At 40.5% G+C, this 19,775-nt stretch carries 17 protein-coding genes; 5 read left to right on the forward strand and 12 right to left on the reverse strand.

Annotation, left to right across the window (positions count from 1 at the left end; all coding sequences use genetic code 11):
• Window positions 1-417 precede the first annotated feature (417 nt).
• From FIU21_RS00055 to FIU21_RS00065, 3 genes are all read right to left on the reverse strand, one after another.
• Window positions 418-1,035 (reverse strand): hypothetical protein, encoded by a 618-nt coding sequence (locus FIU21_RS00055; RefSeq protein WP_004359997.1) that lies wholly within the window; start codon window positions 1,033-1,035, stop codon window positions 418-420.
• Between the two features lie 186 nt (window positions 1,036-1,221).
• Window positions 1,222-3,453, reverse strand: coding sequence for a GH92 family glycosyl hydrolase (locus FIU21_RS00060; RefSeq protein ID WP_004359996.1), 2,232 nt, complete (start codon window positions 3,451-3,453; stop codon window positions 1,222-1,224).
• A 118-nt stretch (window positions 3,454-3,571) separates the two neighbouring features.
• Window positions 3,572-4,003, reverse strand: a complete 432-nt coding sequence (locus FIU21_RS00065) for a hypothetical protein (protein WP_004359995.1) — start codon at window positions 4,001-4,003, stop codon at window positions 3,572-3,574.
• 309 nt (window positions 4,004-4,312) lie between these two features.
• On the opposite strand from FIU21_RS00065, the gene FIU21_RS00070 reads away from it, so the two are divergent.
• Window positions 4,313-4,678, forward strand: coding sequence for a BlaI/MecI/CopY family transcriptional regulator (locus FIU21_RS00070; protein ID WP_004359994.1), 366 nt, complete (start codon window positions 4,313-4,315; stop codon window positions 4,676-4,678).
• 58 nt (window positions 4,679-4,736) lie between these two features.
• Entirely contained in the window at window positions 4,737-5,975 is a 1,239-nt protein-coding gene (locus tag FIU21_RS00075) for a M56 family metallopeptidase (protein WP_004359993.1), read from the forward strand.
• A 966-nt stretch (window positions 5,976-6,941) separates the two neighbouring features.
• Here the strand turns inward: FIU21_RS00075 and FIU21_RS00080 are convergent.
• The 4 genes from FIU21_RS00080 to yihA all read right to left on the reverse strand — a co-directional run bounded on the left by FIU21_RS00080 (window position 6,942) and on the right by yihA (window position 10,714).
• Window positions 6,942-7,481 (reverse strand): beta-class carbonic anhydrase, encoded by a 540-nt coding sequence (locus tag FIU21_RS00080; RefSeq protein WP_004359992.1) that lies wholly within the window; start codon window positions 7,479-7,481, stop codon window positions 6,942-6,944.
• A gap of 10 nt (window positions 7,482-7,491) precedes the next feature.
• On the reverse strand, window positions 7,492-8,082 hold the full coding sequence (locus FIU21_RS00085; RefSeq protein WP_004359991.1) for a DKNYY domain-containing protein: 591 nt from the start codon (window positions 8,080-8,082) through the stop codon (window positions 7,492-7,494).
• A 235-nt stretch (window positions 8,083-8,317) separates the two neighbouring features.
• On the reverse strand, window positions 8,318-10,108 hold the full coding sequence (gene abc-f, locus FIU21_RS00090) for a ribosomal protection-like ABC-F family protein (protein WP_004359990.1): 1,791 nt from the start codon (window positions 10,106-10,108) through the stop codon (window positions 8,318-8,320).
• A 9-nt stretch (window positions 10,109-10,117) separates the two neighbouring features.
• Window positions 10,118-10,714 (reverse strand): ribosome biogenesis GTP-binding protein YihA/YsxC, encoded by a 597-nt coding sequence (yihA, locus tag FIU21_RS00095; RefSeq protein ID WP_004359989.1) that lies wholly within the window; start codon window positions 10,712-10,714, stop codon window positions 10,118-10,120.
• 175 nt (window positions 10,715-10,889) lie between these two features.
• Between yihA and FIU21_RS00100 the strand changes: the two genes are divergently transcribed.
• From FIU21_RS00100 to FIU21_RS00110, 3 genes are all read left to right on the forward strand, one after another.
• Window positions 10,890-11,873: a Gfo/Idh/MocA family protein gene (locus FIU21_RS00100; protein ID WP_004359988.1), complete on the forward strand. Its 984-nt coding sequence runs from the start codon at window positions 10,890-10,892 to the stop codon at window positions 11,871-11,873.
• 40 nt (window positions 11,874-11,913) lie between these two features.
• On the forward strand, window positions 11,914-13,119 hold the full coding sequence (locus tag FIU21_RS00105) for a DUF4421 domain-containing protein (RefSeq protein WP_036886148.1): 1,206 nt from the start codon (window positions 11,914-11,916) through the stop codon (window positions 13,117-13,119).
• Between the two features lie 65 nt (window positions 13,120-13,184).
• Window positions 13,185-14,171 carry an N-acetylmuramoyl-L-alanine amidase-like domain-containing protein gene (locus tag FIU21_RS00110; RefSeq protein ID WP_036886122.1) on the forward strand — a complete coding sequence of 329 codons (987 nt, stop codon included), beginning with the start codon at window positions 13,185-13,187 and terminating at the stop codon, window positions 14,169-14,171.
• Between the two features lie 308 nt (window positions 14,172-14,479).
• Here the strand turns inward: FIU21_RS00110 and FIU21_RS00115 are convergent, their stop codons facing one another.
• The 5 genes from FIU21_RS00115 to FIU21_RS00135 all read right to left on the reverse strand — a co-directional run bounded on the left by FIU21_RS00115 (window position 14,480) and on the right by FIU21_RS00135 (window position 19,691).
• Window positions 14,480-15,583 (reverse strand): bifunctional methionine sulfoxide reductase B/A protein, encoded by a 1,104-nt coding sequence (locus FIU21_RS00115; protein WP_036886119.1) that lies wholly within the window; start codon window positions 15,581-15,583, stop codon window positions 14,480-14,482.
• 109 nt (window positions 15,584-15,692) lie between these two features.
• Window positions 15,693-16,625 carry a thioredoxin-disulfide reductase gene (gene trxB / locus FIU21_RS00120; protein WP_004359984.1) on the reverse strand — a complete coding sequence of 311 codons (933 nt, stop codon included), beginning with the start codon at window positions 16,623-16,625 and terminating at the stop codon, window positions 15,693-15,695.
• A gap of 113 nt (window positions 16,626-16,738) precedes the next feature.
• Window positions 16,739-17,359 (reverse strand): deoxynucleoside kinase, encoded by a 621-nt coding sequence (locus FIU21_RS00125; protein WP_004359983.1) that lies wholly within the window; start codon window positions 17,357-17,359, stop codon window positions 16,739-16,741.
• Between the two features lie 166 nt (window positions 17,360-17,525).
• Complete coding sequence (locus FIU21_RS00130) at window positions 17,526-18,140, reverse strand: deoxynucleoside kinase (protein WP_004359982.1); 615 nt, start codon at window positions 18,138-18,140, stop codon at window positions 17,526-17,528.
• Window positions 18,141-18,221: 81 nt separating this feature from the next.
• Window positions 18,222-19,691, reverse strand: coding sequence for an alkaline phosphatase family protein (locus FIU21_RS00135; protein ID WP_004359981.1), 1,470 nt, complete (start codon window positions 19,689-19,691; stop codon window positions 18,222-18,224).
• Window positions 19,692-19,775: the final 84 nt, after the last annotated feature.

Here is a 19,775-nt window from a genome sequence, read left to right on the forward strand (position 1 = left end):
TGCAATTAACGCCCTTTAGGCTTCTAAAAGATGCTCTTTAAGCCTCTTACTAACGCCCTTTTGAAGCCTTATTAAGCACCTTTTGAAATCTTAATTTGCAACTACTTGATAGCAAATAACTTGCAAAGGTGATGAAATAAGTCACTTTTAATCCATTTTCCTACCTTTTCTTTAATCTTTTTGTCAATATATTTCTTTGCCTTTTAGACTAAAATATGTTGCCTACAGGGGTATTTTCGGGTGTTACTTTTACCTTCGCCAGCTTTATTTCTTCGTGTGATTTATTATGTAATAGGGGTTTACTTTATCACTCCTTATCTTGAAGAACAAAAAAAGAAACCCCAATTAACAGAGCTTTATATAAGTTCAAGCTACTATTAATTAGGGTGTATATTATAAGTTTGGGTTTGTTATGTCTTACTTTCTTGTAACACGAACATATCTCATAACCTTCTTAACGACTACTCTTCTCAAGTCGCTGTCATTGAATTTGGTCTGAGTTAGCTCAAACTCATTGTTGTTCAAGAATCTAATTTGGAGGTTCTTGCGCATCTTACCGTCTATCTTCATAAAGAAACCATCACGGTGGAAACCATAAACACCGATATCGTCATCACGCTTCCATCTGCCATTGTCTTCTCTTTCTATAATGCTCATGGTTCCATCATGGTAGAAATCGAAACGGTGCAACTCATCATCGAGGTCATTATCATCGTGACCAACAAGTGTACGAAGATTAACAGGCTCACCTGTAGCGAAGTCAACAGGGAGGAACTTATAGTCATCATATCTGTCAATCGTGAAACCTACCTTATATTCCTTATGTGTTCTTGGATTGCGCACAATGGCATAGCTACCCTTGTTTGTAAGCTCCCAGGTACCAACAATCTTAGAGTTGGTTGTAGGTGCAGCAGCTACTACGTTGTTATTATCCTTTACTTCATTGTTTGCAGCGTGTGAACTGGAAAATGTAAACAGTCCACCTAATACTAAACCAGCACATAAAGCGTGGTTAGAAAAAAAGTTTTTCTTCATTGTTATATATTCATTTTTGGATTAATATGTTGCAAATATACGTAAAGAAATTATAATAGCAGGGAATTGTTTATACTGTTTTAAATGATTTTATAGAATTCATTAACAGACTGCCTCTTAATTAACAGATTTGTTCAAATAGAAATAAAATCTGTTAACTGAGTGCAAAAGGGATGTGATAGCTTCTTATTTCGCAGGTTTATCGCCCATTGTGAAGTCGATTATAGGACCTGATAACAGCTGTTCATACTCAAGATAATAATGTGGATAAGGCTGTCCATTCACTGTAATATGCTGAATGAAGCGATTGTCTTTGTTATTCTTTTCCGCCCGAATTGTGACAGTCTTGCTATTCTCCAACTGTATCTTGACTTTACGGAAGTAGGGAGTACCAATCATATATTGAGTACTGCCAGGACAAACAGGGTAGAAGCCGAGAGCAGAGAATACATACCAAGCTGATGTCTGGCCATTATCTTCGTCGCCACAATAGCCATCAGGCTGAGCAGTATAGAGTCGGTCCATCACCTCACGCACCCAATATTGCGCCTTCCAGGGCTGTCCGCTGTAGTCATAGAGGTAAATCATGTGCTGGATAGGCTGGTTCCCATGTGCGTAATTACCCATGTTCATGATTTGCATCTCACGTATCTCGTGGATTGTAAAGCCATAATAGCTGTGGTCAAAGGTAGGTGGTAGTTGGAAGACACTGTCTAATATTTCGTTAAACTTGTCGTATCCTCCCATTAACTTCGCCAATCCTGCAGGGTCATGGAATACACTCCACGTGTAATGCCAACTGTTTCCCTCAGTGAAAGCATCCCCCCATTTGAAAGGATTAAATGGTGACTGAAAACTACCATCCTCATTACGTCCACGCATCAAACCCGTTTCCTTGTCGAATACCTTCTGATAGTTCATTGCTCGGAGTTTAAAAGGTTTGAGTTCCTTAGCACTCTTTCCGAGTTTTAATCCCAATTGATAGATACACCAGTCATCGTAGGCATACTCTAAGGTACGGGCAACACTCTCGTTGATTCCCACGTTATAAGGTACGTAACCTAAGCGATTATAATAGTCAAAGCCTTTACGTCCAGTAGAGCTAACGGTTGGGTGAACAGCATTAGCACCATGCACAACAGCTTCCCAAAGTGTTTCTATATCGTAGCCACGCAATCCCTTGATGTAAGCATCAGCAACGACCGAAGCCGAGTTGTTGCCCACCATACAATCACGATGCCCCGGACTTGCCCACTCCGGAAGGAATCCACTCTCCTTATAGGCGTTGACTAAGCCTGCTTGCATTTTCTCATTCATTGATGGATAGACGAGGTTGAGCAATGGAAAGAGCGAACGGAAGGTGTCCCAGAAACCTGTGTCTGTAAAGAGATAACCCGATAGTACTTTGCCATTATAAGGACTATAATGGATAGGATTACCCTGTTCGTCAAACTCATAGAACGAACGTGGGAAAAGTACTGAGCGATAGAGGCAACTATAGAAAGTACGAAGATGGTCGATGTTATCGTCCTCCACTTCTATACGTCCTAAGATATTGTTCCATTCTTTTCTACCTTCTGACTTCACCTCGTCGAATGTCTTGCCCTCCACTTCCTTGAGATTGCGCTGTGCTTGTTCGTCACTAATAAACGATGAGGCTACCTGTATATTAACTTGTTCGCCTCGTTTGGTGTGGAATCCGACAACAGCCATGGCATGATTGCTGGTTGTAGAAGTCTTGCCCTCTGATAGTTTCCCATCTTCGATACTGCCAACGAAAGAGAAATCGTGGTCGAAGCGAAGTACAAAATAGTTCTTGAAGTTTGCTGGTACACCACCGCTATTCTTGGTTGTATAGCCCACGATAGTACGTTTGTCAGGGATAATCGTTACGGAAGAGCCCTTGTCAAAGGCATCAACGACAAAATAAGCTTCTTTTGTTTGTGGATAGGTGATGCGCATTGTGGCAGCACGACTGGTAGGACTCACCTCTACTGTGACGTCGTGGTCAGCTAAATAAACCTTATAGTAATAAGGAGCAGCAGTCTCAGCTTTGTGCGAGAACCAGCTGGCACGTCCTTCCTCGTCAAAGACTTTATTACCCACGACGGGCATGACAGAGAACTGTCCGTAGTCGTTAATCCATGGACTTGGTTGGTGTGTCTGCTTAATTCCACGAATCTTATCGGCTCCGTAGGTGTAAGTCCAGCCATCTCCCATCTTTCCAGTCTGTGGAGTCCAGAAGTTCATGCCCCATGGTAGGGCAATAGCGGGGTAAGTGTTACCCGTTGAAAGTTCTGGTTTTGAGGCTGAACCCACTAAAGTACTTACGTAATCAACAGGGTTGTTTACTGTGATAGCATATAGATGAGCTATAAATGTCAGCAATAAGAAAACAAGAAAAAGGCTTCTTTTCATCTTTTGATAAGGTGATTTATTTGTATATTTTAGGTTAATAGTTAGCCTGATAGTTAGGCTTAGCTAATGATTGGAAGTAGTAAAGGATTTCTATCGAGGACCGATAGAACGGACGTACTTATTTCGTAGCTGATTTCCAAACCCATAATTCGCCCATTTGGAAGCGAACTAATAGCTTTGAGCCTGCGTCCGTTAGCATAATACCTTTAGTTCCTGGCTGTAATAAGAATACTTCTCCATTATTTAGTTGTTTAATGATGGTAGAATCCTTCTTGCTTATCTCGTTAGGAGGGGGCAGTAGGTCAAGGTTGTCCATGTTGACAACTCCCAAACAAGGAATCGTCAGTGTAACCTCGTTTACTCTGTTACTGATGAAGCCAGCATCCCTTTTGTTTGCATTCTTAACAGCCTGATCGCCATTGTCAGTTATCTCTGTCGGGATAGTCTTAATGTCATGACTGTCTGCTTTCGGTTTATCTTGTGATCCTTTTTTGCAACTACTCAACATTAAGGCTGCCACAGCAAGGAAGGTATATAGTTTTCTAATCATTTTGTTTTAAGCTTAATATGTAAGTACAAATGTACACTTTTACAAGCATAAAGACAAGAGATGTTGAATAAAAACCATAACTTTCTTATTAATAGAGGGTGATAATTCCAAAGGAACAACTTTATTATTTACAGGGTAAACCTAATGTAAAAGCTGACTTTTACTTATCATGTGTTATTACTAATATTTCGTATTACATTGAAATATAATGTGAAATATTATCTAATTAACTTTATTTTACTATCTAATACTTGACTTTCTTACGAATTATTCGTAGCTTTGTGGCGTGAACTTGTATATATATAATTTATGGAGAAACTAACTAAACAAGAAGAAGAAATAATGTTGCAGGTATGGAGTTTAAAAAGCTGCACTATCAAAGATGTACTACAAAAGTTGGAAGATCCTAAACCTCCTTATACTACAGTGGCTTCAATCATGAACAATCTGAAGCGCAAGGGTTATGTAATCGCCGAGCAGCATGGACTGACCTATCACTTTGTTCCGAGGATAGAACAGACGAGGTATAAGTCAGACTTCATGAAAGGCTTTGTTGATAAGTACTTTAAGAGTTCCTTCCGTGAAATGGTTTCCTTTTTTGCAAAGGAGGATAACATCTCGCCAGAAGAACTGAAAGATATTATAAATGAGATTGAAAAGGGGAAAGAGGTGTAGCCTATAAATACGTATTTTTTCTTTTCTCCAATAATAATAACTTAACGTTTTGACGATTATGATAATGTATTTATTGAAATTGAATATAGCCCTTATCTTACTTTTCAGCTTTTATAAGTTGATGTTCACAGGAGATACCTTCTTTTCATGGCGTAGGGCAACGCTTATCGGAATGTATCTTGTTGCCATGTTGGTACCAGTAATGGATTTTTCTGTATGGCTAAGCAACAGCGAAGGGATGACATCCATTGCCAATGAATATGCAACAGTCGTTTTACCAGCTGTGTCTACTTCCTCGCAGGGTGGTGAAGTCCTACTATGGGAGTTGATAGTGTTGATTGTCTATAGTGTTGTTGCCTGTGTCTTATTACTACGTTTTTTGTGCCAGTTGGTTTCTATTATATTGCTAAAGAACAATAGTCAAAGTTCTTATATATGTGATACAGAGGTTTATCTGTTAACCGATGACGAAGGTCCTTTCTCCTTCTTTGATTGGATATTCATCAATCCAGAGCGGCATAAGAGCGATGAGATAGAGGAGATAATGATGCATGAATTGACACATTGCCAGCAACTCCACTCAATAGACATAATCTTTTCAGAACTATTTTGCATTATCTTTTGGTTTAATCCTTTCGTTTGGTTGCTCAAACGTGAAGTGCGATTAAATCTTGAATATCTTGCTGATAACAGCGTACTTGCTAATGGTAAGGATAATAAAGAGTATCAGTACCATCTGCTTGGGTTAACATATAGGAAGAATGTAGCTACAATATCAAATAATTTTAATGTTTTACCTATTAAAAAACGAATCAAGATGATGAACAAAAAAGAAACAAAGGGATTTTTAAAAGCTAAGTATGCGCTTTATATTCCATTGGTTGCAATGCTATTGGCGGTAAGTAATATCGAGACTATAGCACGTAATGTAACAAAGCTTACGACAAGTGTTGAACTTCAAAAGAAGCCAACGAAAGAGTCTGAACGAGTATTTATAGTTACAGAAGTCATGCCTACATTTAAAGGTAATTTATATCAATGGCTATCAAAGAATCTTCGTTATCCAAAAGATGCAGTAAGTAGAAAAGAGCAAGGACGTGTTATGGTACAGTTTGTCATAACGGCTAAGGGTGAGGTTATTAAGCCAGAGATTGTACGTTCTGTTAGTCCTTCCCTTGATAAGGAAGCCCTTCGTGTAGTGTCAAAGATGCCAGCGTGGAATCCTGGTAGAAATGGTAATAAGAAGGTTGCTACAAAGTATACGTTACCTGTTAAATTCTCCTTAGGCTCGAAGTAGAATATATATAGGTGAAAATTATAGTATTCTAAAATGGTTTCTAATGCTGGGATGTACATTATTTTGTGTGTCCCAGTTTTGTATTTTATTCTTAAATGTGTGATTGATTACTCATATAGAGGTGTATAGTTTCAACGGAAGAAGCGAAGTTATTTTACTAAATAAAACTATAATCCCAAAGGTCTGAAAGTTCTATTACTTTCATTCTCCGAAAGAAAATGGTGTCTTCTTTTATACGAACCCTCCTTTTTAATTGTAGTATTTGTCTTGGATATATATGTTTCGAGTCATATAATTTTGGTTCGCCGTTGGTAGAATAGCTTGGTTATTACAATAAGTTGATTTCATATCGGTAATAAATTGTATGGTATTTAGTACTTCGCACCAATGGTGCTTACCATTAGCACCATATGTGCGGAGCATCAGCACGACATGTGCGGACTACTATCACGTATCTTAAAAATAAGCACAGAGAGACGTTGTGGTTATTATTAGGAAGGTTCGTAAGTGGCTAATGGGTAACTAATATGTGTATGTTTTATCAGACTATATTTCCTTCTTAAATAATAGCGAATGATGAGTATTACATATCTCGTGTATAATAGCAGAATATTTCAGTGTAAGATGTAATTAAATAGGATACTCAAATGACGAAAAGAGTTTATTTATACATAGAATGAATAATTATTGTATTTTATATAGAAAGTTAAGAATTAGAGAGGCTTTGATGTGATATTTTTACTAAAATATAACAAAAATAGGATAATTTTTGGTTGTTCTAACAGAAATATATATCTTTGTATCGGAATGTCGGAGATGACATTAAAACTAACTATATAAACGTTATCTTAATCTACAAGCAGCTGGGAGAATTCTCAGTGACATCTAAATGTCAAGTATGTAATTGATGAGACCCTTGTGTGATATGCGATTATCAACAAGGGTCTCAGCTATTTTGATGCTTTGTTAGTCGACGGGTGTTAGTTCGCCTGTACGTGAGTCTATGATAAAACCACGTACAATAATGTCTTTTGGAACGAGTGGATGTTGCTGAACAGTCCTCACTGTGCGGTGCACACTTGCCTCTGTATCATGAAAGCCGTCCAAATATTCGTTAAGATTAACCTGCTGTTCAGCCTCTTTGATAGCCTCATCCGTGATTCCACGCTCACGCATCAAATGTAGGAAATGGTCTGCATTCATGTTGCAAGCACCACAACCAGAGTGATGAATAATCATAACCTCTTGACAACCCAACTCATAGATCGCCACAAGAAGGGAGCGCATCACAGAGTCGTAGGGAGTAAGAATAGTTCCGCCAGCGACTTTGATAATCTTTGCATCTCCGTTTCTTAAGCCGAGTGCATTGGGTAGCAACTTCGTCAGGCGAGTGTCCATGCAACTGACAATAGCTAACTTCATATCTGGTTGGCTGGACGTAATAAAAGGTGCGTAGCCTTTTGCAGCTACAAACCTTTTGTTATAAGAAAGTATCTGATCTATCATAATTGAATAATTATCTTACTACTTTTCCACGATAATAGGTGTCAAATGCATCTTCTGCATAGCCATCTTTGAGTACTTTGAAGCTGGAACTGCTGGCGCCACTTACCTTGTTACCCATATAATAGACTTCGAATGCGTCTTTACCATATCCCCAACCTAAATCCTTGAAGCTGCTTGCGCTACTGCTAATCTTTCGTCCATTATAGAGAACTGCGTTAGAAGTAACGATGTAACCTTCATTATAATAAGGGTCGTACTCATCACGAGGGTTAACTGGATAGTTGCCAGAATAATCGCCAGGATAGCCACCTTGATAAACACTTCCTGGTACTTTTAGGCGGAAGGTTATTGGGTCAACGAATGGAAGAATCTGTCCTTCAAAATAAACGTTATATCTATCTTTTGCATAACCATACCCAAGATCAACGAAGGTGCGTATGTCTATTCCCATAACTGGTTGACGACCATAGAATACACCATTCTTATTGAAAGAGTAAGGACGTATTTGACGTGAAGACTGTGCTGAAGCACTGAGTGCAAAGACTGTCATAAGGACTACGCAACTAAGGCGAAGCTGGCGATAAAAGTTCTTCTTTCCCATAATTATCTTTTATTAGTTATTATCTTAATTGTTATACCGCAAAGGTAATAGGAATTGTTCATTCACTTCATGGAATTACCCTAAAAGAAATTAGGGGAACACCTTTTTTGTTGTCGGGACTCCCGATATGAAGAATTGTCTCTTGAAAAGTGAAGACTCTTCCATGCACATCGTTGAGTGAATTATTCACCTCTTCATAATGAGAAGACCATTGGGTAGAGTAGGGTTGAGGGTATTAAATAAGTTCAGCCAACTCTAACCAGCGAAGTTCTAACTCGTCCAGCTCATCCTTTAATATAGGTAAACGCTTGCTCTTTTCTGTAAGTTCGTCTACAGAGAGATTGCCAGAGCAGAGTTCTTCTTCAAGTTTTTGTTTCTCTTCTTCTAATAGTGCAATCTTATCTGAAAGCTGTTCGTATTCCCGCTTCTCCTTGAAAGACATCTTACGCTTTGTGTTGTTACGGTAATCTTTCTTAGGTTCGTTTGCTGTTGGGCTACTATTCTTTGATGGTTTCTGCTGTTCTTCTTCCTTAGACTTCATCTTTTGGAAGTCACGGAACTGCGTGTAGTTACCAGGGAAGTCTTGAATCTCTCCTTCACCCTTGAATACTAAGAGATGGTCAACAACCTTATCCATAAAGTATCGGTCGTGTGATACGACGATGACACAGCCTGGGAAGTCTTGAAGATACTCCTCAAGAATCTGTAAGGTCTGAATATCCAAGTCGTTGGTAGGCTCATCGAGTACTAAGAAGTTCGGATTCTTCATTAGGACTGTGCAGAGATAGAGTTTGCGTTTCTCACCACCAGAGAGCTTATACACATAGTTGTGCTGTTGTTCTGGTGAGAAGAGGAAGTAGTTGAGGAACTGTGAAGCCGTCATGTGCTTGCCTCCTCCAAGGTCAATATAGTCTGCTATGTCTGTGATAATGTCAATAACCTTCTGGTCATCACGGAACTTTAAACCTTCTTGTGAGAAGTAACCAAAGCGTACGGTCTCACCAATATCAAACTTACCGCTGTCAGGTGCAACCTCTCCAAGCAGCATCTTTACAAAGGTTGACTTGCCAGTACCATTGTTACCAACGATACCCATCTTCTCAAATCGTGAGAAGTTATAGTAGAAGTCATTCAGTATTGTCTTGTCATCAAATCTCTTTGAGACATATTGACACTCAAATATTTTACTTCCGATATATACGCTTGACGACTTCAAACGCACCTGACGTTCCTCAATTCGCTGCTTTGCTTTTGCTTCCAACTCATAGAAAGCCTCTTCACGATAGCGTGCTTTGTGCCCACGAGCCTGTGGCATGCGGCGCATCCACTCTAACTCTGTACGATAGAGGTTGTTTGCACGTGCAATCTCGGCGCGTGTATTGTCTATTCTCTCTTGGCGTTTCTCTAAGTAATAAGAGTAATTGCCACGATAGGTATATATTGTGTTGTTGTCTAATTCTAAGATGGTATTACACACGTTGTCAAGGAAATAACGGTCATGTGTTACCATAAAGATTGTTTTGTTACCGCGAGAAAGATAACCTTCTAACCATTCAATCATCTCTAAGTCAAGGTGATTGGTAGGCTCGTCGAGTATGAGGAAGTCTGGTTCTAAGATAAGAACATTTGCCAAGGCAACACGCTTCTGCTGTCCACCACTTAGTTGTCCCATAGGCTGATCTAAGTTATAGAGCTTCAGCATGGTGAGGATTTGCTTTGCCTTTAGGAGCCTTTCAGGATTTCCTTCATGGTTGAAACAAGCATCTAAGACGCTTTCTTCTGGGTCAAAATGCGGACTTTGCTCTAACATTCCCACTCGCAAATCATTGCGATAGATGATAGAACCGCTGTCATAACCCTCTTTTCCAGTTAGAATAGAGAGTAGAGTAGACTTTCCCGTACCGTTTTGTGCTACGAGTCCAACATGCTGTCCTTCTGCAATAGAGAAAGAGATATCCTTAAAGAGGACCTGTGCACCGAAGCTCTTTGTTAGATTTTGGACATCAAGATAGGGTATCTGCGCCATAAAGTCCTATTATAAAGTCTTATTGATTTCGTCAATATAGTTTAATACTTCTTCTCTTCCAGTCTTGTTTTCAGCTGACGTAATAAAGTAAGGAGGAAGTTCTTCCCATCTATCCTGTAGCTTTTTCATCCAAAGAAGGGCATTTGACTTAGCCTTGGCAGGTGATAGCTTGTCTGCTTTCGTAAAGATAATAGAGAAAGGAACATTGCTTTCACCCAGCCAGTCAACAAACTCACGGTCTATCTTCTGCTGCTCATGACGGATATCAATCAATACAAATACGTTTACAAGTTGTTTACGTTGGAGGATATATTGGGCTATCATCTGCTCCAACTTATTTCTTACAGTCTTTGAACTTTTGGCATATCCATAGCCTGGAAGGTCAACTAAGTACCAATCATTATTGATGATAAAATGATTGATAAGTAGTGTTTTACCCGGTTTTGATGAGGTTTTAGCCAAGCCCTTATGGTTACAAAGCATATTGATAAGGCTTGACTTTCCTACGTTTGAACGTCCAATAAAAGCATATTCTGCCTTTGTATCTTCTGGACACTTTGACAATGAAGGTGAAGATATAGTGAATTCTGAATTCTTGATAATCATATTTTGAAGAGTATGTGATATAATCAGCTTTTCCTGCAAAGTTACTAAAAAGTTAATAGCTATGAATGGTCAGTTGATAGTTTTTTCGTATTTTTGCAGAAAATAAGTAGCGTTCTGCAAAAAGGTATACGTTTCCTTTGCTCTCGCTGATGTATTTATAGATAACAATGTGTAAATGAAACAAATCAACTGGGGATTTATTGGCTGCGGTGAGGTGACAGAAAAGAAGTCTGGACCAGCGTTCAACGAAGTAATGGGCTCGCATGTTGTCGCTGTGTTTAGCCGTAGCGAGTTGAAGGCTCGTTCGTATGCTGAGCGTCAAGGTATTCGTAAATGGTACACGGATGCACAGGCTTTGGTAGATGATCCTGACGTAAACGCAATTTATATCGCTACACCTCCTTCTGCACATGCTACCTTTGCTATCATGGCAATGCGTGCTGGAAAACCTTGTTATATAGAGAAGCCTTTGGCGGCTTCTTATGAGGATTGCGTACGTATTAATCGTGTGTCAGAACAGACGGGAGTACCTTGTTTTGTCGCTTATTACCGTCGTTATCTTCCTTACTTTAAGAAAGTAAAAGAGATTGTTGATAGTGGTGAGATTGGTAAGATACTCACAGTACAAGTTCGTTTTGCTGTCCCTCCACGCGATTTGGACTATGAACAGAACGTACAACTGCCTTGGCGACTACAATCACATATCTCAGGTGGTGGATATTTTTATGATCTTGCTCCTCACCAACTCGATTTATTGCAGAACATGTTTGGTGTTATTGTCAAAGCACATGGTTATACTGCTAATCGTGCAGGGCTTTACAACCTCGAAGATACAGTGAATGCTGTCTTCCGTTTTGAGAATGGTTTGACAGGTAGTGGTGCTTGGTGCTTTGCTGCCCATGAGAGTGCGCGTGAGGATCGTATAGAAATTTATGGCTCAAAAGGTAGACTCTCTTTCTCTGTCTATACTTATGCGCCTATCCATCTTTGCACAAGTGAAGGCGAAAGAGATATTGATGTTGCTAATCCAGCTTATGTTCAGCTCCCAATCATTAAGTCCGTTATTGAAGATATGCAGGGATATGGCGCTTGTGATTGTACGAGTATTAGCGCAACACCAACCAACTGGGTGATGGATCGTATCCTTGGAAAGATATAAGAAAAGCCAATAGGGCGTTTATATCCTTTTAATTATGCACATGAAGTTAACTTTCAGCGACTCCCTCTTTCTATGTCTTCTTCTATTAATGTTAGGAGGAACGAGGGCGTATGCGCTTTCTACTACGGCAATATCAGATGGGATAGAAGCAAATATAGATAGTGCAGAAATACTTCCTGTAAAGCAATTAACAGACTCTGTACGGTGGATGAGAAGAGGTGAGCCTACACGCTTGTTTAAACAAAAGTCTAACAAGAGCGGTAACTTCTTTCTACGTTTTAATGAGATAGATACTTCTTATATCGAACCTCAGAAGTATAACTTCGCTTTTATGCTTCAGAATACTAATACCTATGAGGTGTATCGTTTGAGCAGTTCAAATGAGCAAAGTATTACCTTTGCTCCTGAAGCTACGGTGCGTATAGGACCTTATTTTGGTTGGCGTTGGATATTCTTGGGTTACACACTCGATATTAAGCACTTGGATTTTTGGAACAAGAATAATAATCCTCGACAAGAATATGATTTAAGTTTATATAGTTCGATGCTCGGACTTGATATTTATTATCGTAAGACAGGCAATGATTATAAAATCAGACAGTTATATCTTGGGAAGGATATTAACACGGATGCGATACGTGGCACTGACTTTGGTGGATTGACTTCAACCATTAAGGGCTTCAATCTTTATTATATCTTTAATCATCGTCGATTCTCTTATCCAGCAGCTTTCAGCCAAAGTACGATACAACGTCGTTCAGCAGGTAGTCCGCTGTTGGGCATTGGCTATACGCAGCATAGCCTTGATGTCAATTGGGGAGAACTTAATAGAGTCATCTCAAATCGTCTTGGTAGTCAGGTTCCTGCCAATCCGATAGACAGTACATTGATGTTTAGTGAGATTAAGTACACTGATATTTCTATCAGTGGTGGCTATGCCTATAACTGGGTTTTTGCTCGAAACTGGGTCTTGGCAGGTTCACTTTCGTTGGCTTTAGCTTATAAAAGTAGTAAGGGAGACGTTACTCAGCGTACCTTTTCTATCAACGATTTTAAGTTTAGTAATATTAACGTTGATGGTATTGGACGCTTTGGTGTGGTGTGGAACAATAGCAAATGGTATGTTGGTATGAGTACTATCCTTCATGCCTATAATTATCGTCGCAGTAATTTCTCTACCAATAACTTCTTTGGAAGTATTAATCTCTATGCAGGTTTTAACTTTGGAAGAAAGAAGGAGAAATAGAATAGACATTGTTAGAGCATTAGTAGTCTAACGATATGTTGTTTTTTGAATTAAAACTTATTAATATGACACTAAAATATTCACTTATATTCTCTGCTCTCTTTGCTTTCTCTGCTTGTGGTGCAAAGCCCGAACAGAAGGCAAAGACACAGCAAGTTGCTGATACAGTTGTGACATCAGAGCAGATGACAAGTGCTGTTCCTGAGGTATCTGCAGCCGAATATAAGGACACACTACCCACCTATATAGACACGTATACAAAGGCTGATAGTGCTTTGGTTTGTCAGTTGTTACAAGAGTTTGTACCACAAAGACAGCAACTTACCAATGATCAGCTTATTATTAAGATTGCACGAAAGTTTATCGGGGTGCCTTACGTTGCCCATACCTTAGATATCAACGAGGATGAGAAACTCGTGGTTAATCTTCATGGATTAGACTGTACGACCTATGTTGAGGCTGTTACGGCTCTTACACTTTGTGTTAAGAAGGGCGAAACACGTTTCTCTGACTATGTACGGCAGTTAGAACAAGTCCGCTATCGTGGTGGTAAGATGAGTTATGTAAACCGTCTGCACTATTTCCATTGGTGGTTGGAAGATAATGAGCGAATGGGTTTTGTCAGAGAGATAGACACGCCTAATCCTCCTTTCACAGCTGTTCAGACGTTGAAAATCAACTATATGAGTCAGAACGCAAGACTCTATGATATGTTGAAGAACAATCCTGAACGCGTGGCTGAACTTAAGAAGTTGGAGGATGCTACCAACGGAACAAAGCTACGCTATATCCCTAAGAGCCTGCTTAACAATAGCAAACTACTTCGAGGAGTAGTGCGAGATGGTGACATCCTTGCGATTGTTACTAATAAGCGAGAGTTGGATACGACACATCTTGGCTTTGCTGTATGGCATAAGGATGGACTTCATCTCATGAATGCTTCTAATCTTAGGAAGAACGGCAATAAGGTTGTTGACCCTGTAGAGACACTCTATAATTATATGATGGCTCGTCCAGCTAATCTTGGAATACGTGTTGTGCGTATTCAATAATAATGCGTACAACTTAAGAAACAATCTTTTCTATCTGATTGTCATTTGTTCCTATGATGATGAACGATGGTGGTAAGGCGTTTGTTTTGGTCCCTTTTATACTCGTGTAGACGTCCCGCACGGATGGTGCGGAGGCTTAGCACGAGTGGTGAGGAGGCTTAACACCATTGCAAGATGTCGTTAAGAGATAGCCAACTTGTTGTTGGACGACAGATAGTGCATGGTAGAATCGTCCTTTTAAGTTTATCGGACAGCTATAAATAAAAATGCTCTGGCAGAGAACTTAATAGTCCTGCCAGAGCATTTTCTTACTTTTTCATCTTAGCCTTGCGGGCATACTCAAAGAGCGCTGCAGGCAGATGACAATAGCCTGTTGGATGTTTGTCAAGATAATCTTGATGATATTCTTCTGCTGTGTAGAAGTTCTTGAGCGGTTTCACCTCAACGGCAATCTTTCCGTGAATCTGCTTTTGTTCCTCCTCAAACACCTTTTTGATCGTCGGGAGGTCGGCTGGGTCGGTGTAATAAACGCCTGTACGATACTGACTACCACGGTCATTTCCCTGCTTGTTTATGCTTGTTGGGTCGATTGACTTAAAGTATAAGCCCAATAAGAAGTCCAAACTGATAATCTTAGGGTCGTAGGTGATGTGCACAGCCTCGGCAAACTGCGTCTTATCAGTGCAAACCTCTTCATATGTTGGGTTCTTGATAATACCGTTGGCATAGCCCACTTCGGTAGCCGTAACGCCTTCTATCTGTTTAAGGTAATGCTCTGTTCCCCAGAAACAACCACCTGCTACGTATATTTCTTTCATTGGTCTAACTAATTTTATATAGGCTCCGTAGCCTTTTGCTTTCATCTCTTCGAGTGGGATGAAACGTAACGAAGCACTGTTGATACAATATCTTTTGCCCCCAGTTGCTGCTGGTCCGTCATCAAAGACGTGCCCAAGGTGCGCCTTACCAGTTTTACTTCTCACTTCCGTACGCACCATGCCATGTGATGTGTCAGTATGATTTGTAATGACCTTCTTGTCGATTGGCTTTGAAAAAGCTGGCCAACCGCAGCCAGAATCGAACTTATCAGTAGAAGAGAACAGTGGTTCGCCAGTTGTGATGTCTACATAGATACCCTCTCTGAACTCATGATCATACTCGTTGGTGAAAGGTCGTTCGGTGGCAGCTTGCTGTGTTACAGCATACTGTTCGGGAGTAAGTATCTTTCGTAAGGTGGCATCGTTAGGACGTGTGAATTTCGTCTTAGGAGCGATGATAGAATCTGTTTGTGTCATAGCTGTCTTTGTCTTGTTTGTGCAAGATGCTGTTCCTGCCATCAGTAAGCCACAAGAGGCAGCTTCAACAATGGTCGGAAGAATCAGTGTGCACAATATGGATAAAATGTTACGCATAGTTTGTTGTGTTTATAAATGTGATTAATAAAAAGGCAAGAGATAATAAAGAGTGCGTCAAAATCCAATTTGCTGGATTCTGAAACACCCTTCTTTATATTTGTTTTGTTTACTGCTTCTGCAAGAAACGGTCAACCTCAATAGCTGCCATTGCACCTGTACCAGCTGCTACGACACCCTGACGATAGGTTGGGTCTGCCACGTCACCCGCAGCAAAAACACCCTCGATATTGGTTGCTGTAGACTTTGGCTTGGTGATGATAAAGCCGTGATCGTCCATCTCTAACTGACCTTTGAAGAGGTCGGTGTTAGGAGTGTGACCAATAGCCAAGAAGAAACCATCGATGTTGATATCGAATTTCTCCTCGTTCTCCTCACCCTTAAAGCGTACCAAATGTGCACCCTCTACACCGTCTTCACCAAAGAGACCGAGTGTATTGGTATTGTAAAGAATCTCAATATTCTCCTTCTCTGTCACACGCTTACGCATAATCTCTGCTGCACGCAACTGCGGTTTGCGCACAATCATATAGACCTTCTTTGCCAAACCAGAGAGATACATAGCCTCTTCGCAAGCAGTGTCACCACCACCAACAACGGCTACGGTGCGTTTACGATAGAAGAAACCGTCGCAAGTAGCACATGCACTCACACCCTGACCACGGTATTTCTCCTCATCAGGTAAGCCCAAGTACTTTGCACTTGCACCTGTTGCGATGATTACTGTCTCAGCTTCAATCTGATTGCCACGCTCATCTTCGAGGTGGAATGGGCGACTGCTGAGGTCTGCCTTTACGATAGAACCATCGCGAAGGTCAGCACCATAGAACTTAGCCTGCTCACGCATCTCTGACATGAGTTGGTTAGCATCGATTCCTTCGTGGAAACCTGGGAAGTTTTCTATTATGGTTGTGGTTGTCAACTGACCACCTGGTTGCAGTCCAGAATAGAGTACTGGCTGGATATTAGCACGTCCAGCATAGATAGCTGCAGTGTAACCTGCAGGGCCGCTACCAATTATAAGCGTCTTTACTTTTTCCATATCAATATATTGTATGTTGCCCCTTAAATAAGACTTTACTTCTAAGCGGGGCTTGATTAATATTTTTGTACTAATTACAGAACAAACATTGTGCCAAAGAGTCGTGCTCGTTATTATTCCATTGGGAATAAGCCAAAGAGTCGGTCATCAATCATATCTGTGACACGTTTGAAGTCTTGTGGGTTGTCTTGGAAGTCTGTTGTGTCACCATCGACAATCATCAGATGTCCTTTGTAAGTCTTAATCCATTCCTCATAACGCTCGTTGAGACCACGGAGATAGTCAATACGCATTGTTTGTTCGTAGTCTCGACCACGTTGTTGGATGTGATCGATAAGGCGTGGGATAGAACAACGGATGTAAATCATTAAGTCTGGCAGTTTAACCAGTGAGAGCATCAAGTCGAAGAGGTCGGTGTAGTTGTTGAAATCACGCTCTGACATCAATCCCATATCATAGAGATTCGGTGCAAAGATACGTGCATCCTCGAAGATAGTACGGTCTTGGATAATCGTATCCTTTGATTGTGAGATCTCTACAACATCACGAAAACGCTTGTTGAGGAAGTAAATCTGCAGATTGAACGACCAACGAGTCATGTCATTATAATAGTCTTCCAAGTACGGATTGTTGTCGACTGGCTCGAAATGAGCTGTCCATCCGTAACGTTTCGCGAGCATTTTGGTGAGTGTTGTCTTACCTGCTCCAATATTTCCTGCGATTGCTATATGCATAATATATGTGTATCTAATTGCCCACCTTACGGCTATCTCCTAAAGTAGGAGTGGTTGATATTGGCGTTGTGAGCTTATAATTCCTTGTTGTTTTGTCTTTGTTAATTCCCTTTCTGTACTTTGAGAGTCTGCTTTTTAAGTAGGGTAGGGATTCTATTATCTGTATTTAGAACAAGCCAAAGAGTTCTCTGTCTATCTTATCAGTAATGAACCCAAAGTCTTTTGGACGATGTTGATAATCGAGGTTGTCGACATCTATCGTCAGAACACGCCCTTTATACTTCTCTTTGATAAACTCTTCATAGCGTTTATTGAGGTTCTCAAGATAGTCCAAAGGCATCTTCTGTTCATACTCTCGTCCACGTTTCTCAATGTTAGAAACAAGGTGACTGACCGAAGCACGAAGATAAATCATCAGGTCAGGGAACTGAACAGCATCTGTCATGTCCTCAAATAGCTCCATATAAGTCTCATAGTCACGATCATCAAGATTACCCATGGCATAGTTGTTCTCCGTAAACACGTAGACACCTTCATAGATAGAGCGGTCTTGTACTACTGACTCATCGCTCCGACTTATCTCAAGCAAGTCCTTAAAACGCTCCTTTAGGAAGAACACTTCCATAGGGAACGACCAACGCTTAATGTCCTTATAATAATCTTCTAAGTAGGGATTATAGTCAACAGACTCAAATCTTGGCTTCCAACCATAGCGTTTGGCAAGCATTGTTGTGAGTGTTGTCTTACCGCTACCTATATTTCCTGCAATTGCAATGTGCATAACATAATGTCCACGTGTACATCTCTGGCGTTTCCTATGATAGACAATGCCAGAGATGTCAGTGGAGAATATCGTTTAAATTTAGAATTGATTTCTTGCCTTACCTACACAACCATTTGGCATCTGGATATGTAACATGGCACATACGGTTGGTGCAATGTCAACGATATGTGTCTCGATATTGCTTGCACCATGCTTCACGTTCCATCCAAAGAGTAGGAAAGGAATATGCGTGTCGTATGGGAATGGCTGTCCATGCTGAGTTCCACGGAAGTCTGGTCTATCCTTACCACCAAAGAACTGTGGGCGTGTTACAACACCAATCTCACCAGAACGGCCACGGAAATAACCATTCTGCATACGCTCCTTTATCCAATTTGGCATCGTTGTCTCGCTTATCTTCTCCTCGTCAAAGACGTAGAGGAACTGTGGATCTTTCTTCAACCACTCTACAGACTCGTCTATAATCTCCTGCTTCTTCTTACCAGCTGCTTCGATAGTTGAGTCGTTGAGGTAGAACTGGTAGTTGTCTTCACCCATCACAGGACTGATACCAAACTTTCCTTGTAGATAGGTATTGAGGTCTTTTACTGTCTGTTTATAATCCCATCCACCTGCTGGAATACGGTGCTCACGCATGTAGTTGTAGTTGTGAGCAGCACCATGGTCAGCTGTAAGGAAGAGCAGATAGTTGCCTTCGCCCACCTCTTTGTCAAGCACCTTAAGGAACCAAGCCAAGTCTTTATCTAACTGCATGTAAACCTCGTGATTCTCTTTTCCACGTGTAGAGAATCTATGTCCGATGATATCTGTTGATGAGATACTCACAGTGAGCATGTCAGTTTCTTTTCCTTTACCAAGTTTCTCATTCTTCAAAGCCGCCTCAGCCATTTTGAAAGTCATGGTAACACCCTGTGGAGAACCCTTGATATCAAAGTTAGGGTCTGTGTGATTCTTTGCATTAAAGTCCTCAACCCATTGTGGAAGCTTATCCATATAGAAGGTAGAAGATACAAAGCGACCTGCCGAAGTGTCCCACCAGTAAGCGGCATCGGCTGCATGACCAGCAGGAAGGATTGATGCACGGTCTTTCAATGCTACACCAATCACCTTTGAACGGAAGTCTGTTGCAACTTGAAGTTCGTCACCGATGGTAGATGTAAGCATACGACGAGGGCTCATCTGACCTTCTTTACTATCGGAGCCAACACTCTTTACCGTATTATCCTCGCAGCAATAAACACTCTTATCATCTTGATAGAAAGAGTTACCAGCAATACCTGTGAAGGCAGGAATAGAACCAGTATAAACAGAACTATGTCCAATCGCAGTCACTGTTGGTGCATAGTTGATATGTGTATTCTCAAAAGAGAAGCCTTGGTTGAGCAATCTTTTCAAACCATCATTACCATATTCATTGTTGTAATAGTAAAGATAATCCCAACGCATTTGGTCGACAACAAGACCAACCACCAACTTTGGTCGTTGTATCTGCGCATTCGCTGCTGCTGTAATCAGCAATCCAGCTACAAGAAAAAGCAGTTTTTTCATTTTAGGTCATGTGTTTAAATTATCTTGCAAACTTACAATATTTTTTTTAATTTCTCGACTTTTTTGTCTACTTTTGCACTTGTC

The sequence above is a fragment of the Prevotella melaninogenica genome, from assembly GCF_013267595.1.
GTDB classification, from domain to species: domain Bacteria; phylum Bacteroidota; class Bacteroidia; order Bacteroidales; family Bacteroidaceae; genus Prevotella; species Prevotella melaninogenica_D.

Excerpts from the sequence above, each read along its gene's own strand:
- trxB (WP_004359984.1), bottom strand. The coding sequence starts at position 16,625 with ATGGAAAAAGTAAAGACGCTTATAATTGGTAGCGGCCCTGCAGGTTAC.
- yihA (WP_004359989.1), bottom strand. The coding sequence starts at position 10,714 with ATGATTATCAAGAATTCAGAATTCACTATATCTTCACCTTCATTGTCA.
- FIU21_RS00080 (WP_004359992.1), bottom strand. The coding sequence starts at position 7,481 with ATGATAGATCAGATACTTTCTTATAACAAAAGGTTTGTAGCTGCAAAA.
- FIU21_RS00110 (WP_036886122.1), top strand. The coding sequence starts at position 13,185 with ATGACACTAAAATATTCACTTATATTCTCTGCTCTCTTTGCTTTCTCT.
- FIU21_RS00125 (WP_004359983.1), bottom strand. The coding sequence starts at position 17,359 with ATGCATATAGCAATCGCAGGAAATATTGGAGCAGGTAAGACAACACTC.
- FIU21_RS00130 (WP_004359982.1), bottom strand. The coding sequence starts at position 18,140 with ATGCACATTGCAATTGCAGGAAATATAGGTAGCGGTAAGACAACACTC.
- FIU21_RS00100 (WP_004359988.1), top strand. The coding sequence starts at position 10,890 with ATGAAACAAATCAACTGGGGATTTATTGGCTGCGGTGAGGTGACAGAA.
- FIU21_RS00070 (WP_004359994.1), top strand. The coding sequence starts at position 4,313 with ATGGAGAAACTAACTAAACAAGAAGAAGAAATAATGTTGCAGGTATGG.
- FIU21_RS00060 (WP_004359996.1), bottom strand. The coding sequence starts at position 3,453 with ATGAAAAGAAGCCTTTTTCTTGTTTTCTTATTGCTGACATTTATAGCT.
- FIU21_RS00115 (WP_036886119.1), bottom strand. The coding sequence starts at position 15,583 with ATGCGTAACATTTTATCCATATTGTGCACACTGATTCTTCCGACCATT.
- FIU21_RS00075 (WP_004359993.1), top strand. The coding sequence starts at position 4,737 with ATGATAATGTATTTATTGAAATTGAATATAGCCCTTATCTTACTTTTC.
- FIU21_RS00135 (WP_004359981.1), bottom strand. The coding sequence starts at position 19,691 with ATGAAAAAACTGCTTTTTCTTGTAGCTGGATTGCTGATTACAGCAGCA.
- FIU21_RS00055 (WP_004359997.1), bottom strand. The coding sequence starts at position 1,035 with ATGAAGAAAAACTTTTTTTCTAACCACGCTTTATGTGCTGGTTTAGTA.
- FIU21_RS00105 (WP_036886148.1), top strand. The coding sequence starts at position 11,914 with ATGAAGTTAACTTTCAGCGACTCCCTCTTTCTATGTCTTCTTCTATTA.
- FIU21_RS00065 (WP_004359995.1), bottom strand. The coding sequence starts at position 4,003 with ATGATTAGAAAACTATATACCTTCCTTGCTGTGGCAGCCTTAATGTTG.
- abc-f (WP_004359990.1), bottom strand. The coding sequence starts at position 10,108 with ATGGCGCAGATACCCTATCTTGATGTCCAAAATCTAACAAAGAGCTTC.
- FIU21_RS00085 (WP_004359991.1), bottom strand. The coding sequence starts at position 8,082 with ATGGGAAAGAAGAACTTTTATCGCCAGCTTCGCCTTAGTTGCGTAGTC.